Source organism: Clostridium sp. MCC345 (assembly GCF_018785345.1).
GTDB classification, from domain to species: Bacteria; Bacillota; Clostridia; order Lachnospirales; family Anaerotignaceae; genus Anaerotignum_A; species Anaerotignum_A faecicola.
This window is the reverse complement of record NZ_WQPP01000035.1, coordinates 29,212-47,037: the sequence shown is the minus strand read 5'-3', so window position 1 is coordinate 47,037 and position 17,826 is coordinate 29,212. Positions and strand designations below refer to the sequence as shown.

Sequence of the window (17,826 nt, the reverse complement as noted above, 5' to 3'; positions counted from 1 at the left end):
GCACTGCATGGTACTGCTTGTCCCTTTCGGGCAAAACAGAGTAACGTATTTATATTGCTGGGTATGTATTTTTCAATGTGCAACGAAGGGAAAAAAAATACCCCTCACTTATAAGCCGAAAATACATACCCCTTAACAACCAATTTTTTTAAAATTTGTGCAATTTTTTTGATTTTTTCAGAATCTTATTTTGTGTTTATTGGTTTGTCTGTTATATTGCTCTAATTTTTGTTTTTGGGTAGGCATTTTCAATGCAAAACTGAAGGGAGGAAAAATAACCCTCACTTATAAGCCGAAAATACATACCCCTTAACAACCAATTTTGAAAATTTTGTGCAATTTTTTTAATTTTTTTCAAAATCCTTTTTTATTTCTATCGGTTACCTGCTGTATTGCTTTCATTTTATTTTTGTTTAACAACCAAACTTAAGAATTTTTTTCAATTATAGTCTTTAAACTATTCAAAACCCTTTTTTTGTTTTTATGGATTGCTTGCTGTGTAACATTCGCTACCTTTGCAATTTCTATCTCCGTAGTTCCTTTTGCTATCCCTTCACATATATGATATTTGTCATCTATCTGAGCAACATATGACCAAATATCTGACGCTATTACTGTCCTTATGGCTTCTTCTTCAACATTCACTGTGCTATCCATAATGTAATCAATTCCTCTGGTATCTTCAGTGTCCCAGCTATCATAGTATAAAAGACCATGGGCTTTATCTTTTTCTACCATATACTTTTCTTTGCGTTCCATCTCATAATAAGCTATGTATATTTCATCAGTTACTTCTACCAATGCGCCTTTGATTTTTATAAAATATTTCTTTCCATCATTGTTCATAGTTATTCCTCCGATTCAAATTTGTTTTTTCATGGCAAATTCAAGTCAGAGGCTGGTGGTGATCGGCACCTTTTTACGCAACAAAAAAAGCAAATCTCGGACTGAGATTTGCTTTTCGGCATAGTTATTTTATATATACAATTGAAAATATCAAATATTTGATGCTGAATGGCTTTTTTCACACAATATATTTAAAAATCGTGTCTTTTTTATTGACTATAGTCCATATCCATATACCATTTCTGTTAATCTCCTGTTTCTTCATGAAATTCAAGAACTAAAAAAACGCTGTCTTAAATCCAGCATATCATAAAAATCTATATCCATATTTCTTATTACATAATAATCCCTCGGTTTTTTGATAAACAGCTTATTTTCTTCTTTCAATCTATGAATCCTTTTATTAAAAAAGCGGTACTCAGACCATTCTAAGTACCACTAATTATCAAAACTATATCAGTCAAGCTCCCACTTATACTGTGTATAGGGGCATCCGACATGCTTCAGATCCCTCTGTATCATTTCTGCAAGATGATGAAACATATCCTTGGTTGCTGCAATCGCCGCAGGCTCCAGTTTATACACGACACTGTCATATACAAAATCAATATAGGCATACCCAATATTAGCCTTATTCTGGAACTCATTTCTGATTTTATTGATTTCATCGCTCCATTTTCTCAGAAGCTCACGAACCGCATGCGGCATTTCACTGCCTTCGGAAATAATATTGTTCGGTCTGATCCATTCATCCCATTTCACCCAGATTTCCTGATTCCTGCCATCATTGCTTTTCAGCATATATAACTTGCAATTGTTTTCTTTTCCAAAATGTGTATCCATAGCACCCTCACCGATTCTGTATTCTTTCAGCATTACACCACTCAGAAAAAATAATCTTAACCAAGCGCATAACTCATCAGTTATCATTGTATCAGGTACAACGCCTGCTCGCAATCATATTTTCTTTAGCACTGTTTATTCACCGGATACTATTCTGCTATAGAATGTTTTCACAACATCATTCAATAAAAAAAGAGACACTTAGAATCCACTTCCAAGTGCCTCATCATTTACCCTACAGCTGATATACTCTCATACAGTCGGTAGCCTATCAATATCCTGTTTTCGGCAGTTTCCCTCTGCTTGCCACAGGTGCATAAATCTTCGTTGTATAGGAATCCTCCGCCTTTACTTTCTGCATTTCATACATGCCGCCTACCTCCACTCTATTCGTAAACTGATAGCCGTTCGGCAGATTCTGATATGTTTTACAATAGATAAAAGGACGTTCTACTTCGCAGAAGCCAACGTCCACCGTACCAAATTCGTATTTAATATCAGTGATATATTCCCCTGCCATCAGGTCCTTTGTGCAATCGATTTCATAGACCTTATTGGTAAACAGATTATCCCGCAATACCTTAAAGCTGCCTGTTTTATTCGTCTTATAATAGATGGTATAGTTCAGGTTCTGATTGAATGTACCGGTAAACAGCCTTGTAATATATGCCGCATCCGCAGGCAGGCTTTCATGCAGATAGAAGTTCTCCAAAGGTACCAGAGATTTATTCTGGATATGATAGAGATCATATCTGATTACACTTCCGCCCATTGTCTCCTGATAGCCGCTTTTTTCCACATGCGTCTGCAAAGCCGTGCTTTTATTTTCCCTTTTAATCTCTACGATTTCTCCATCTATCTTGATTTCAAAAGAGATCGTTTCATCACTCAAAAGGAAATACAGCGGACTGGTTGTTTCCTTCATGGTATACTTGCCATATCTCAGCCAATCGGATTCCGCAAAGCCTTTACTGTCTGTTCTTAGAACAGTAACCTTCTTCCCGTCAGAATCATAAACCGTAAATTTTGCATCCTTTAAGCCATCCCCTTTTAAATGACCGGTGATAGCATTATTATCCGCAGCAGTTTTATGGATCTGTACTTTTCCTTGAATCGGCTTATTTTCCAGCTCTACATAGGTTGTCTTCCCCCATTTTGTTTTTACTGTCTGTAGGCCTTTTGTCACGACATAACCTTCATTTTCCGTTTCTTCGATATAGTAGGTAGCATCACCAAGGAACATCTTATCCAGATGAATTTCCCCATTACTGTCGGTGATATATGTGCCGATGGATTCCTTATTCTTATCGAAGAACTCAAACTTCACGCCGGAAATGGGTTTTCCCGTTTCCGCATCCGTTTTTTCAATCCGGATAGAGGCCAGAGGATAGTTCTCCCATTCAATGAGTTGGTCATCGCCCCAATCCAACGCAACTTTTCTTACATTGGTATCCAGTGCATAGCCTTTCAGTGTATTGGTTTCTCTGATGAGATAGGTGCCTGCGGGGAGTTTATATTCCAGATTGATTTCACCCTGTCTATTGGTGTAATGCTTTCCATAGGTCTTGCCGTCCTCACGCACAATGGTAAATTCCACATTTTCCATCGGCTCTCCTGTGACACTATTAGTTTTGGAGATACGAAGTGTCGCATTCTTATCGTTTTCAAATTTCACCATAGAGGGTGCATTGCTCTTTACCTGTACGTTCTTGCTGACTGCGGTATCAAAGCAATAGCCTTCGGGTGCCGCTGTTTCCTTTACCACATACCAATCGGGTTTCAGACCCGGAATGGTTATTCTGCCGTCTGCGGCGGTGATATATTCACCAATATAGGTGCCGTCAATCTTTCTTACTTCAAACTTTGCACCCTCCAGCGGCTTCTGTGTTTTTCGGTCTACCTTCTGAATGATAAGGCTGTTATGCGGCTGATTGAAAAATTCCAGAGAGTAACCTCTGCCTTTTTCAATATAAATCGTCTTTGCAGTATTATCAAGAAGATACCCGTCCTTCGTCTTTACCTCCTGTACGATATAGCCGCCAACCAGCTTTGGAATATAAATACTGCCTGTTTCATCAGTGCGATATTCACCATTGGACTCACCGACTACCGCGCCTTTGATGTCTGTTATCTTAAAGATAACATCACTCAACGGTTCTTTTGTCACAGCATCCATCTTTTTAATCAGCAGACCGCCTAACGGCGCATTTGTAAATTCAACGGTAACAACCGCATTATCATCCTTCAGTGTTACCGTTTTCAGTGTATCATCTAAGATATGGTCGCTGTCAGTAGATACCTCTGCCACGGAATACACACCGGGTTTTAAGCCTGCAACAGTAATCGTACCATTTTTCGATGTTGTATAAGTCCCGATTACAGTACCTTCTGTTCCCGTAGCACCGCTTAAATATCTTACCTCAAAACGAATACCGGATAAAGCTGCTCCTGTTTCTGCATCTATCTTTTTAATGATAATGGCAGACTGTGGACTGTTTTCAAAGGTAATCTCTTTATCCTCGCCTGCTTTCAGGAATACCTCCATGGATTCTGTTTTTCTCTCATAGCCAGCAGGAGCCTGTTTTTCTATAATACGATACCATCCGCTATCTGCCTGCTGCAGTTGGAACTGTCCATTGCTGTCAGATGTATATTCACCGACCTTTACTACCTCACCGCTAAGAGAGCCATTTACCGCCTTCAGCACCTCAAACCTTGCATTCTTCAAGGGTTCTTTGGTAATGGAGTCTACTTTATGGACTGTTAATGTTGCTTTTTTCGTATTTTCAAATACGGCTGTAAAATCCTGTCCTGCAACAAGATTTACTACACGTTCCTCATTGCCGCTCTCGTAAGCATTCGGTGCTTTTACTTCACAGATTTTATATGCGCCGGGTGTCAGACCTTTCAGCAAAATTTTACCATCAGTATCCGTTGTAAAGGGACTGCCGGATACAAAACCTTTATCAGGCTCCTGTAATTTTTCTACAGTAAACATTGCACCGGATAATGCAGCGCCTGTCTGGCTGTCTCGTTTGATAATCGTAAGGTCAGGTGCTCTATGATTCTGAATTGTTGCAGTGCCGGGCTTTCCGCTTTCTGCATAAACCTCATACACCTGCTCTAAAGGAAGATAGCCCTTTGCAGGCGTAACTTCCGTCACCTCGTACCAGCCTTCTTCTACATCTGACAGCGTAATGCGACCGTTCTGATCCGTTACACCTATATATACCTGTCTGGTATTCTTATTTGTGATTTCAAAGTGTACCCCTGCAATGGGTTCTGATGTTTCTGCATCAATCTTCTTAATCTCTACAGATGGCTTTTTCTTATTTTTCATTACAACAACTGTTTCCTTGCCCCAGTCAACCTCATCAATCTGCGGTGTGGCATCCAGAATATAATCAAATCTGGCCGCAAGCTCCTTAACCTCATAGCTGCCCTCCGTCAGGTCTTCAATCGTTACTTCGCCATTCTTACCTGTTTCTACTGTCTGTTCAAAGCCCGTAGTATGATTGATGACCTGAAAATAAAAACCGGCTAACGTCTCCTGTGTCTGGGCATCAATCTTTCGGATTGTAAGGGAGCCATACGGCTGATTTTCAAAGGTTACTTTCGGATGTACCTCTGCGTTGTTTTCCACACGAACGCTCTGAGAATTTTTCCCTACTGCACCAGAATAATGCGGCGGCGCAGATACCTCTGTTATTTCATATACCCCCGCAGGAATCCCTGTCAGTTTCAGGACACCATCGGAAATCGTAATGCTTGCACCTTTGCCAAGAACAGGCTCTGTTGCGCCATTTATTGCCTTTACAGTAATGTTGATGTGCTCATTGCTTTCCGATACGCCGCGGATATGGAACACGGCATCTGCAACTTTTTTCTTAGTCTGATAGTCCAATTTTTCTACAACCAGACTGCCTTTATCAGCGGATGCAGGCGTATCGGGATTCTCCGGTGTATCAGGGATTGTGGGGGATGCGTTGTAGGTCATTTCTGCAGAATCCGTTCCCTGCGGACGGAAGTTATAAATATACCCCTGCCAGTTACCGGACAGACCTACGGGGTTCCCAAGATAGCTGGCGGCTGTATCTAAAGAACCACCAACGGTTGTACCATACAGTGTATATCGAATCCCTGTGGATTCTGCCAATGTCTTTGGTACTTTTACCGTTACATCCTGCCCCATATCAACTGCAAACGCTTTCGATGTGTCCCATGCGCCGCTTACATTTGTCTGTGGCATGATTTTTTTACTGCCTGCATAGACCTCAATGGTTCCATTTTCCACCATTGCCATAATATCGTCCCCAAGAATACGGAACTTCCATTTATCTCTGGTAATGCTACTGGTAAAATGATAGGTATTTACAACCCAGTCACCTTCTGCAGTCGCTTCCTCAGAATCACTGACAGGCGCAAGCTGTACAGTTACTGCCGGCGGTGTATACGGGTTTGCAATGCCTTCGTTATAAATCTTTTTTAATGCATTCAATACGCGTGTATTTTTTGCCGTATCCCCACTCTGGATAGACCATTTGTCCAGAGAACCGCCAACAATAGCTGTATGAATCGCACCATGCGTTGCATAATATGCCTCATCTACACTATTACAGCCTAACTGTGCAGGCGTTTTATAAGGATAGCCTGCTCTGGCAATCCCAAGGATTTTCTTCTCTGTAACGCCGATGCTTTCTAATGGATCTACCTGATATTTCCCATCGGCATGCTGTGCAGTTCCCTTCCATCCCGGATTCTTGCAATATGCTGGATACTCCAAAGCCGCAGGATCATCAGCAATCCATTTCGCAATATGGATGTTGTCTACAATTTTGCCGTCATAATGCAGAATATTGTTCAAAGGCCTGTCTGCTGTAATGGTTACATAACCGCCATTTGCCTGCAAATAATCATACGGTCCCGAGCCTGTAGCAGAACGTGCCTTTGGTATAGAATCCGTCCCATAGATTTCTGTGTAGTTATCTGCCAGTAAAGGGACAGCAGAATATCTGGATTCTACTGAAAATGTCTTTGTATCCGGCAGCACTGCATCTGCTGTTTTCTCATCGGATTTTTTACTGCCGGTATCCTCTTTTTCTGTTGTATCCTCCTTCTTTTTATCCTCTGTTATACTGCTGCTGATGGTTGTGCTATCGCTCTTGTTCGTGGTATCCCAAAACAGGTCATCATAGCTATTACTACCACTGTTCTGCCCGGGAATAACAAATCCATCTTCCCATGCCGCAAAAGCGGATAACGGTGCAGCGACAGTCATCATAACCGCTAAAAGCAGGGATACCCACCTTTTTGTGTGTTTCATAAAACCACTCCTTTGATTGAATTGTATATATAAAAAAGAACCCTGATTAAATCAGAGCTCCTTTGCGTTTATAGTATTTATTTTTTCGCTGATTGGATAAAACTTACTGTTTTATTCTATTTCAGATTTTTCTTTGGCGCACGTTGTTTTGTTTTCAGTCCCAAGTCCTGAAGCTTTCTTCCTAACACATCATCCTTTGCTACTAACAGTAAATCTTCATCCATATTATTTAGTGCATGTAGGACTGCAGCGTACATACCAATAGATACAGACGGAGTTCCTCTCTCGATTGCCCATAGTGTAGCGCGGCTTATCCCAGCTCTTTCCGCAACTAATTCCATCGATAGCTTACGTCTTAATCTGGCATACTTGATCTGTTCTCCCATTTGTTCTAATATTTTCTGCGTTTTCGGTAAAAGAACCGCACTTTTTTTGCCATAAAAACCACCTCTTAATGTTTAATATTATAAACAATAATGGTGTTATTGTCTATTTTATCAAATATTATTATTAAGTTGTGGGTCCTTATTTTACATACGCAAACATCTGATAGGTTGCTTTTTCCCCTACTGCGAAGCCTGCAACCTCATACATCGGATTCAAATAATTCTTTCGATGTGCCTCAGAATCTGTCAGACGGTTATGTGCCTTTGCAGCATAAGGCGCATACAGGACTGCATTTTCTCCCACATAATAATCCGTCAGACCAAAGGCTCTTGCCATCGCAGTGCATCTGCCGTAAAACCTTGAAACATGTCCATCCGCTATGGTTTTACCGTCATACTGTATCTGCTTGGTAAAGGTATCCAATCCATAGATGGATTTTTCAAGCATTTTCACCTCACAGAGAGCATTTAAATCGGCATCATATTTCAGTTCTCTTGCACCGGCTTTCCGGCGTGCATCATTCACCAAATTCAAAAGCTTTTCTTCCTCATCCCAATAATAGGAGTGATACTTGCCATACAGGTTATCACTCACGATATTTCGGTCAAACTGTGATTTTTCCATGACCTTGTACAGCATTGCTGCAAGCTCTGCTTTTGTCACAGTACCCTCAGGGCGAATCGTACCATCCGCATAACATGAAATTATATTTTCACCCGTCAGCCGCTTCATTGCATCCTTACACAAAGCAGATTGAAAGCGTATTTCATCCGCAAATTGCTGTTCTGACACCCTTTCTTTCTCCTGCATCGGCAGCATGGAAACCAGAAAAGACGCGATATATTGTCGTTGCACCTGATCCTGCAGGCAAAAGCCAGAATACCCAAGCATGGTATAATTTGCCTCTGAAGGATTTCCCCATACACCGGCTTCGCCGCAAATAAGTGCCGCCTGTGCGTTAGGATATGCTGTATCCCAAAGAGCAGCGTCACGGAACACCTTATGCGAAACAGTACCGCCGTTAAACTCTACAGGCTTTAAGCCTAATCTTGCAACTACCGAAGCAAAGTCAGCATAGGTAATCGGTTCATTCGGATGAAATGCCGCTGCGCTCCCATCCATACAGCCTGCCTGCAAAAAATAGGTCAAATATTTTTCCGCCCAATGCCCTTTTACATCCGCAGGAATCCCGATATACGCATATTTTTGCAATGCAGCGTACTTTGATGCAGACGGTCTTGGTACAATAATGTCACTTTTGGCATAGGGCGCTGCGATATGGTTCCCTGCTGACACATCTCCAAATGCGGCAGCAGGTGCCGCAAATGCAGAAATATGTATGCTGAAAATCATTGCCGCCAAAGTGCCTAAAAATACTTTCTTTTTCATGTATACTCCCCCTTTTCAAAAATGAATGATACTTTAATAAACGATTCTCATTCCGGAAAAGCAACAAAATTTCAGAATTTTTTCAAAAAAAGACTGAAAAAAATAAATTTACTGCTGCTGCACCGCCTGCACCAACAGTCGTTTGGTCGGCTCATTTTCGATACAGGTTACCATTGTCAGCTTATTTCTTTCATCGCTCGTTGTAATATCTGTCCAATCTGTTTCATTGATTGCCTTTATGACAGAAACTGTATAGGTTCTGGTGCCAAAGCGTGTTTCATAAATGACCTTATCCCCTTTTTTGATATTTTTCAGGTTTCTAAAATCATATTTATAATCCCTGTTATGGGCGCAGAAAGCAACATTCCCATCCCATAAGGCGGATTCTGCAAAATGCCCGATTGCTGTTTTAATTGTCGCCAGATCTGCTCCGTCCTTTACTGGGTATTTTTTAATCCCGATTCGCTCAATCGTCAGATACCCCAGAATATCATGTGGCAACTGAACCGCAGTTGCTCCTGTTGTTCCTGTGCTTTTCACTGCCTGTGATAAGCCTGTCAGCTGAAACTGATAGCTTTCCAGTACCTTATACAGCATTTTAATCATTTCACTTCTGGTTACCGGGGTATTCCCTACAATCCGGTTTCCGCTATAGGTATCAATCACACCTGCTGCATATAGATTTCTGACTGCACTGTTCACCCAGGAAGGGATGTTATCCCTATCCCCATAAGGCAGCTGTACTGTGTTCTGTTTTTCACTTTTCACCAATTTCGATACCATAAAAATAGCCTCAAAGCGTGTGATTGTTTTCTGCGGTCGAAAGGTATGATCCTCATAACCACTGACCAATCCGCTTTTGACCGCAGCATCCACCGAATTATAAAACCAATCAGTCTTTGCTATATCCCGAAAGTCCGTCTGCTTTCCATTAATGGCAGGCAGATTAAGCTTTCCGAATAATACAGTTGCCTCCGCTCTGGTAAGTGTCACATCCGGTCGAAAGGTGCCATCGGGATAGCCGTTGACCAATCCAAGGTCACTATAGCCAACTACATATTTTTCATCCAAATGCCCTGCAATATCCGAATAAGCCGCAGCTGATGCAATATTAGGCAGTAATACGGCACACAGAATCAAGCCAATAGAAATTTTCTTATACATCCGCATCCTTCGTTTCCTCCTGTTCTGATTCTTCTGTTTCTTCCTCCAAACTGTTTCGTTTATCGCGAAGGAACAGATAGATACCCGTTCCAATCGCCGCCAATGCAAGTCCAATACCGCCAATGATGAAGCCTAACGGCAGTTTCTCCTCCTGCTGTGGCATCGACTCTTCTCCGAGATAGGTAATGGTATATGCCGTCTGCTCGGAAATTTCCTTCTTTGCAGTACCCTTATAAAGTACAGATGCGCGATAACCGGATGGGATTTTCACAGAATAGGTGCCGGTATAATAGCCTACTGCGGCATAGGTATTCCCTACCGCAGTATCGCCACTGGCAAGGTTATTATCTCCAATCCATTTCACATCCATCAGAGTCAGATATACACCGCCCTCCCAGATGCTTTTTGGAATCTGGCTGAAATCCATGGAAGACAGATTATAATATGTTCTGCTGCCATGCTTCGTCTGGTTCTTTGTGGTGTAGCCGGAAACCGTATAGTTGATACTTCCCTTCTCCGCCTTCAACGTAGCCTGATAGCCTTCCTCATCGGTGTATTGCTTGGTTGCACCCAGCTTTTTCAATACAGCCGCATCATTCCGGGATGCTACTGTTGTTTCCTCTGTCTGCTTCACATCTTTCGTCAATACCTCTACCACCGGCTTACTGGAAATATCAATCTGATGATACACCAGTCCATTCAGTTCAAAGGTTGTATCCATGGTATCAAAAATTTCTTCCGTATTATTGATGACATACGTTTTCTTAATATAGGAATTTCCGTTTTTTTCATAGGCTTCCTCTAATGGCTTTGGTGCGGCAAATGCCATTGTGTTACAGCATAATACGCCTATCACAGCCATTGCTGCTATTCGATAACCTTTCACATCCTCAATCCTCCTTTTCAAATATCCGATACAGATAAAAAACAAGCCACTCGCAGAACAGAAAGAATAATATGCTGCTGATGCCACAGGCCATTACTACGGAACCGGTAAACCAGAGTACATCAAAATATTGTCCGCAGATATAAAAAAGCAGCAGCAAACCGATGAAAATAAAAAAATCAGCAAAAAGCATGACAGCTGCCTGCTGCAGCTTTGGTGCATACCGTCTTTTCTGCTGATCGGATTGATACTGCTCTGTTATGATTTCTTTTGTGATATCATATTCCGGTCTGATAGCCATTGCCTTTTTCAGCTTATCACACATCCCGGGGAATAAAACGTTCGCCTCCTGATCCATCAGTATCTCCTCTGCTGCTATTGCTGCTCCCCAAGCCTTCCATTTTTTCTGTTTCCTGCGAAATCTCTTTTTTGCCGTCATTTTTCCATTCTCCCTTCCAGTAAATCATCCAAGGTATGCTCCACTGTTTCACAGTATCGTGCATGGCAGCATGTAAGGATGGAGAATAAATTCCCTTCCATAACATAACGCTCAATCTCTCTGCCAAAGGGCAGGATTCCATCAAAGCCGCCAATGGTTACATCCATTTCCTCATGCAGGGAATATGGTTTACTAAGTCCTTCCAACAGCAGACAATGCGTTAGCCGTCGGATTTTGTCCTGATACTGTTTGAAATAAAGCAGTCCCTTTACATCCGCAGTTAACAAACACGCCGTAACCTCCGCTTTTGCTGTCATTACAATCTGAAAAGCATCCGTCCAGTCAGAGGTTCCATCCCAGATTACCACCTCAGCCATACCATCCACAACGGTATATAGCTGCTGTATCTGTGCTGTGGTTCCTTCCTGTCTTTCCCGTTCATGCAGTTGAAAGCCCATTGCACCGATATTCGGAAATTCACGCAGAATTTTGATTGCATCCGCGGTACGCTGCGATGTAATCTCTCCTGCATAAAGCGTTCCCAGTCCGTCTGCATCCGTATTTCCGCAAAAAAATGACAGCATCGAAATTCTGCTGTCTCCGCTAATCAGTAATGTCTGTTTTTTTCGTTTGCTCGCTGCACTTGCCAGTGCTGCGCTGAATACACTTTTCCCACTGCCCGGACTGCCAATAATCAGGATATGCTTTGCCATAGATTCGCCCCCTACTCAAAAAATGATTCCTGCTCCGCCAATAGCTTTTCTGCCAGTTCTTCATTGCTCCGCACAATAACCGATGCATAGAATACTGTTTTCTTCTGCCGTTTTACATACTGCTGCTGTTTTTCGTTCAATGCTACTGTTACTGCTACGGTATCTTCCGCTTTTTTCGGCGGCACAACAGACAAGATTCTGACAAATTGCAGCTCGGGGATGTCCTTCCATTTCTTATCAAACAGATTTATCTTTATCACATCGCCTGTTTCGGGGACTGGGTATTCACTGCCTTCAATCATCCTTAGTGTCATCAGCTGTGCGGTATTTTCCTCCGGCAGAATATCCTTCGGCAGATCACCTTCTAACGGAAGCTGCGACAGCTTGGATAAAAAGAGAATGTCCTCCGCAACCAGATCCACCGCCGCATATCTGCCAATCACATCCTCTTCTGTCAGTGCAATCCCTTCCGATAGATGCAATGCGCCGACCGTAATCGGTTCTATGTCCTTATCTGTCAGCTGTTCGCCCTTTTCCATGGTATGCAGCACACGGATTGCCTGCTGTTTCGGATAAAGCCGATGGGTAAATAACGGGACTGCAAGAAAAAGCAAAATGACTGCAAGGAGAAAGCAGCTTATGGCATCGTATAGTCTGCTTTTCATACGGTACACCTCAGATATTCTGACGGATGATTCTTGTAATAATCCCCACCGCAACGCCGTTTTCCTGATCCAGACGATTCACAACAAAGCTGATGTCATCATTTTTACCTGGCAATCTGTAATCGTTGCAGCTATGTGCAATGGCATTCACCCCATTAGACAGCCTTACAAAAATCACACCCTTATGAATATCCGTAATCCTGCCGGAATACCGTCCCTGTACCTTACATTCCTTCAGTTTTTCCAGTACTTCATTTTTCATAAGACGTTTCATATCGGCAGTGATTTTTACATTCATTGTCTCTGCATCCGATTCTACGGATGTAACTACCGCCATCACTCTGTCACCTACATGATACTTCTCCCTTGCATCGCCGACCCATTCCCATGCAATATCTCTGGCAGGAACTGCGCACTCTGCGCCAAATACCTCCAGACGCACTACCTTTTCCGCTACTGCGATAACACGCGCCTGCACAACTCTGCCTTCGGTAATCTGGGCGTTGCCGTTTTCATTCGGGAAATAGAACTTCCTGCGTTTTGCAAGCATTGCCAGTCTGCGGCTTGCCACAACACTGCGTGCAGTATCATCCAGTGCTATTAGGATAAAATCAATCTCGCAGCCAACCATGTTATTTAAAATACGAACCTGACGGCCCTTCATTTCTCCATAGCCGTTCTGTTCGGAAAGATTCAGCTCCATCTCACTGACAGGGATAATCATACGCTGTCCTTTATAATAAACCACTGCGATACTGCCACTGCTTGTCTCCTCTACACCGCTTAATACACCGGACAGTATCCGTTTACTGCGGTATGCGTTCTGCAGCTCATGCCAGAGGAGCTCCGCTTTATCCTCCTCTGTTTCGTATACTCCATTTGCATCGATTGTAAGTACCTGCTGCATTTCATGTAATGTTTTTTCTGCTTCATTTGCCATACTTATTTTCCTCCTTTATTTACTCATCAGTTCTTTCTTGGAAATCTGTACTGTTCTGCTCTTTGGTTTTTCCTCTTTTTTCTCCTGTATTGTATCTTCCACAGACTGCACAATAGAATCGTCTTCTTTTTCCTTTCTCCAGTCCGGGATATAGGCAGCCGCCTTACACTTTTTCAGCTTTCGGCTTTCCGGATGCCTGGTATAATCGAATTTTTTCACTTTAAATACATTCTGTCCGCGTAGTATAATCAATGCCTCATCCAGCGGCATCCGCAGCACCTCATCCGCTGTCATCAGTTTTCTGCGGCCAACAGAGTTGGTCTCTCTGTATTCCGGTGTATAATCCGTCATCCGCATGGCATGCAGCTGCTTTGATTGGCTATTTACATCAATCGTTACCTCGCCGGTACGATTGGAGATAAAACGTGCAGTTACTTCATCCGTACAGCCCAGCGCTATCTGCGTATCACAATTCCCCAGAATCTCCAGGTATTCATCATTGGGATAACGGTTCTTCAGCTGTGCTATGTTCTGGAAAATAACAGAAATCCCGATATTTCTGCTGCGTACCGTTGAAATTTTCTTTTTAAAGTCATTGATAACGCCAAGGTTCGGGAATTCATCCAAAACGAAATTCACACCAATCGGCAGCTTTCCGTCTACCCCCTCTGCATCGGCATAACGCACCAGCTTAATAAACAGGAACGAAAAAAACAGCGAAGAAAGGAAGTCAAAGGTACTATCCTGATCGCTGCTGATACAGAAGAACGCGCATTTTTCCCGTCCCGGTCTGCTGAGGTCAAATTCATCCTGTGCCGTAATATCGCAGATAGACGCATTCTGGAACACCTGTAGCCTTGCACCCAGACCGATAATTACACCACCTCTCACCTTATCTCCTGCCTGCTGAAAAATATGGTAGGGTGCTTTTGCCGGATGCCCGCTTGGCAGCATCTCAAAACGCTGATTTAATTCATTCTCTGTCAAATCGGATAGCATCCGATATACTGCGCCCATGTTCCGCTCAGCAGGTGTCTTTTCATAGTCAACATATAAAATCAGTGCCTTTAGCAGATTCAGCTCCGAGGAATCCCAGAAATGATCCGTTTTTCCACCGCCTGTATTTTTGATAATCACATCCGCACAGATCTGTGCCATCATCTGATCGTGTGAAACCTCATTGATGCAGTTCCAACGGTCGCTATGCTCCGGCTGTACCAGATTAAAAACCCGAACGATATAGCCCTGCTCCTTCAGATACACCGACATATCCTCATACAGCTCGGATTTCGGATCGGTCAGAATCAGACTTTCCCCTCTTTTTACACTTTGGAAAATCATATTTCTGACAAAAGCTCTGGATTTCATACTGCCCGATGCACCAAAAACAGCGATATTACGATTCATCCTACTTGCAACAGGGATACTGACAACCGCACCGTCTACGGTTCCCAATATCGTTCCCTCTGTTTTCTGGATACCGGTAACATCCAACAGCTCCTTCATCCTTCGTTTATCCATAAATCGTGCTGTACCATAACTACCTTTTTCGGAGTAATGGAATTTCCGCTCCGTATCATAATCACCTTTTTCGCCCTTTCCGATAAACACTGCAAAAAGAACGATAACAGAAATCGCTAATCCAAGGAAAAACAGCACCTTTAGCCCCATCAGGGAAAATGCTGCGCTGAGACATACAGATACTCCCTTTTGGGGCAAGGACGGTGCAGTTCCGTCTCCCGGGATATGCCCTGCCTTCTGCCAGATGCTATAATTCTCTATCAACTGTGTCAGGTAGCCACCTGCATAAAAAACAGGAAATATCGCCATACAGACGTATCCGAACATCTTCATACTGCGCTTATTTATCTGCGAGGAAGTTTTTTCTGACGGTTTCCAGATTAACCGTCGAAATCTTTGTTTGTTCTCCACAATACTTCTCTATCGCCTCCTTCTGAAAATCAAAACAGATTACCTCTCCCTGCACACCGAGATATGAAAGCTGTGTCTGAAACTGTATCAATCGTTTCAAATCACAATCAACACAAATCAAGGTCGGTTGTCCATTCTGGTTATAGCCATCCTGTATGATAAACGGCTGCTCTTCCTTCTGCTGTAAGTCCTCCGCCAAAACAGCCAACAGGCTTTGATGAGCTTCTGCATCATATATGAGCTTCAACAGAAGAATCCCATTCTCATCCAATGGTATAAAACAGAATCGTTGAAATGGTGCATTTAAGATAGTCACCCGCATTTTTGCATCCTCTAAGCATTGTACTGCCTGCTGCATTCCTCTGCCAAATAACAGTGCATTTGTACCGTTAAAGCAAAGCTGCTTTGAGCGCAGTATCGACTGTATCAGAATATCGGCTCTGTTTTCCACCGTTTCAAACCACTTGGATACTGCCGCCTGCATGTTATAGCAAAGCCATACTTCTGCCTGCGAAAGCAAAACACCTGTCATTTTGGAGCTGATGATTTTCCTTGTGAAATCTGCTTGCGCCTTTACCTCCTTTGGATGAAAAAAAGCATCCTGCGAAAGCTCGCCTGACTGCATCAGGATATTTTCAAAGATTGGTTGTTTTTTACTGCGATCCATCAGAATCTCTGCACGTTCCATAATCGCCAGTATTTCCGAAATGCAGTGCTGCCGTTGTCTTTGTGTTAAGCCTGCCCTGCGCATGGAAAAATCTGCACCGTCTGCCAGATAAAAAGAAAACCGTTCCCACTCTAACTGTAGTAGGGTTTCTTTCCCCTTTCGCATCAGACGATAACCCTTTACGCCATCCTTCTGATACTTGGATAACAGCCTTTCCTCCAACAACCGCTGCAGCACCTTTTGCCGATAGCTTTCCTGCGGCAGCAAAAGCGTCAATGCCTCCTCTGCACATTCACCGGATAATGCGACCAATGCCAATACCCGATAAGCCTGCGAATCCTTTGTAAGAATTGTCCTCACCTCCTTTCCGATACCATTCTCAACATAAGCTCCTAAACTATGCCAAAAACCTACCTACTCCTTTCTTTGAAAATATGGAACTTCATGAGAAAATCTCTATTTTTCGACATATCCGAAAAACCTATGTCAATTACCGTTTATTTTCTGACACGAAACCAGACCTATATCCGAGCTTATTATTACTCTGGTGCCGTTTCTGTTTCCACGCCTTGTGCTGTAGTGCAGTTCACAAAATGCGCCGCCATCGTCCAGAAGAAAAAAGCTGTTAATAATATCCAATACTTCCTTCGTCTCGATATTATCGTAATCTCTGATGCAATGGATGGGCGTATCTTCTGTATACTCATAAATAAACCAGATCAGAGCATACTCCAAACGGCAGATTGGATGCACCGCAGTAAATTCCTTTAAGGCGTAGGTTAGCGGCTCCAGAAGAAATACGGTATGATTCCGATGATTTCGTTTTGGCATCAAATGCGGCAGAATCACTTCGTAGCCATAGGACTGCTCCTTAACTGTAATCCCCTGTGCCTCTGCGGCACAGCTTTGTACCTGTTCCCTGCCATTCATCTGAAAAATGCTTACGATATTTCTTGTATTGCACGCAATACTTTCTGCCTGTCTAGCCATATCCAGACCAAGCTTTTCAAAATTTTCCGGGTATCTGACTGCATCTGTTGTTTCATAGGCACAAAGCGTATTCTGAAACCGCAGTGCATCCTCACGCAGGTGATTCAGTTTCTGTCGAAACAGCAGACGATTCATAATACCTCACCTCTCCCTCTCTGCTTACAGTACAGAAAATGCAATTTATCCCTTGCAGCTTACCAATCTGCTCCGTATCCTCCAGCACAATCAGCACCTTTCCCTGTACTTTCTCCTGTAATCGCTCTATCACATGGCATAAAAACATTTCATCACCCTTTTTACAGGAATAGATTTCATACGCCTCACCATCTGCGTATACCGCAATCAATAACGGATACCTCCCGACGGCGTGAAATTCAATATTCTCCTTTAAATCAAGTACAACCCAGAAGCACTGTGCCAGACCTTCGTCATATGCTTTCTGTTCAGATGCTTTTATGTAACCGTTCTCTTTGTCAGATACAAGCCTGCCCTTCTTCACCAGTTTCCGTATTATTTTTTCCATCTGCGTATCTTCTATAGAAAAATATCTTTGCAGCTGCTCCACCCGTAATGCTCCATATTCACCAATCAGCTCCACGATTTTCCCTTCAATCGCTCCACCGCTCTGTAAGCAAATCATGC

At 42.8% G+C, this 17,826-nt stretch carries 15 protein-coding genes; all 15 read right to left on the bottom strand.

The features are described from left to right. Positions 1-426 precede the first annotated feature (426 nt). The 15 genes from GPK49_RS08245 to GPK49_RS08175 all read right to left on the bottom strand — a co-directional run bounded on the left by GPK49_RS08245 (position 427) and on the right by GPK49_RS08175 (position 17,824). A complete protein-coding gene (locus GPK49_RS08245) occupies positions 427-846 on the bottom strand; it encodes a hypothetical protein (RefSeq protein WP_215677372.1) in 420 nt (139 codons plus the stop codon). Between the two features lie 456 nt (positions 847-1,302). Continuing rightward, positions 1,303-1,647 carry a hypothetical protein gene (locus GPK49_RS08240; RefSeq protein ID WP_124984475.1) on the bottom strand — a complete coding sequence of 115 codons (345 nt, stop codon included), beginning with the start codon at positions 1,645-1,647 and terminating at the stop codon, positions 1,303-1,305. A 313-nt stretch (positions 1,648-1,960) separates the two neighbouring features. Continuing rightward, a complete protein-coding gene (locus GPK49_RS08235; RefSeq protein WP_215677370.1) occupies positions 1,961-7,012 on the bottom strand; it encodes a SpaA isopeptide-forming pilin-related protein in 5,052 nt (1,683 codons plus the stop codon). 116 nt (positions 7,013-7,128) lie between these two features. Further along, on the bottom strand, positions 7,129-7,398 hold the full coding sequence (locus GPK49_RS08230; RefSeq protein WP_215677368.1) for a helix-turn-helix domain-containing protein: 270 nt from the start codon (positions 7,396-7,398) through the stop codon (positions 7,129-7,131). 139 nt (positions 7,399-7,537) lie between these two features. After that, on the bottom strand, positions 7,538-8,788 hold the full coding sequence (locus GPK49_RS08225; RefSeq protein WP_215677366.1) for an S-layer homology domain-containing protein: 1,251 nt from the start codon (positions 8,786-8,788) through the stop codon (positions 7,538-7,540). A gap of 108 nt (positions 8,789-8,896) precedes the next feature. Beyond that, positions 8,897-9,958: a sortase gene (locus GPK49_RS08220; protein WP_215677364.1), complete on the bottom strand. Its 1,062-nt coding sequence runs from the start codon at positions 9,956-9,958 to the stop codon at positions 8,897-8,899. After that, positions 9,945-10,838 carry a hypothetical protein gene (locus GPK49_RS08215; protein ID WP_177968610.1) on the bottom strand — a complete coding sequence of 298 codons (894 nt, stop codon included), beginning with the start codon at positions 10,836-10,838 and terminating at the stop codon, positions 9,945-9,947. The genes GPK49_RS08220 and GPK49_RS08215 overlap by 14 nt, the downstream gene beginning before the upstream one ends. A gap of 4 nt (positions 10,839-10,842) precedes the next feature. After that, a complete protein-coding gene (locus GPK49_RS08210) occupies positions 10,843-11,277 on the bottom strand; it encodes a hypothetical protein (protein ID WP_177968609.1) in 435 nt (144 codons plus the stop codon). Continuing rightward, the gene (locus tag GPK49_RS08205) at positions 11,274-11,990 is read right to left on the bottom strand and encodes a hypothetical protein (RefSeq protein ID WP_177968608.1); all 717 of its coding nucleotides are present in this window, start codon (positions 11,988-11,990) and stop codon (positions 11,274-11,276) included. Before GPK49_RS08205 ends, GPK49_RS08210 begins: the two co-directional genes overlap by 4 nt. Before the next feature lie 11 nt (positions 11,991-12,001). Next, positions 12,002-12,655, bottom strand: coding sequence for an SAF domain-containing protein (locus GPK49_RS08200; RefSeq protein ID WP_215677362.1), 654 nt, complete (start codon positions 12,653-12,655; stop codon positions 12,002-12,004). Positions 12,656-12,665: 10 nt separating this feature from the next. Beyond that, positions 12,666-13,595, bottom strand: a complete 930-nt coding sequence (locus GPK49_RS08195; protein WP_215677360.1) for a S1 RNA-binding domain-containing protein — start codon at positions 13,593-13,595, stop codon at positions 12,666-12,668. Positions 13,596-13,610: 15 nt separating this feature from the next. Next, complete coding sequence (locus GPK49_RS08190; protein ID WP_277119115.1) at positions 13,611-15,425, bottom strand: VirD4-like conjugal transfer protein, CD1115 family; 1,815 nt, start codon at positions 15,423-15,425, stop codon at positions 13,611-13,613. 31 nt (positions 15,426-15,456) lie between these two features. Beyond that, complete coding sequence (locus GPK49_RS08185) at positions 15,457-16,554, bottom strand: hypothetical protein (RefSeq protein WP_215677358.1); 1,098 nt, start codon at positions 16,552-16,554, stop codon at positions 15,457-15,459. Between the two features lie 126 nt (positions 16,555-16,680). Further along, positions 16,681-17,319, bottom strand: coding sequence for a DUF6100 family protein (locus GPK49_RS08180; RefSeq protein WP_215677355.1), 639 nt, complete (start codon positions 17,317-17,319; stop codon positions 16,681-16,683). After that, on the bottom strand, positions 17,276-17,824 hold the full coding sequence (locus GPK49_RS08175) for a DUF5697 family protein (RefSeq protein WP_215677354.1): 549 nt from the start codon (positions 17,822-17,824) through the stop codon (positions 17,276-17,278). Before GPK49_RS08175 ends, GPK49_RS08180 begins: the two co-directional genes overlap by 44 nt. Positions 17,825-17,826: the final 2 nt, after the last annotated feature.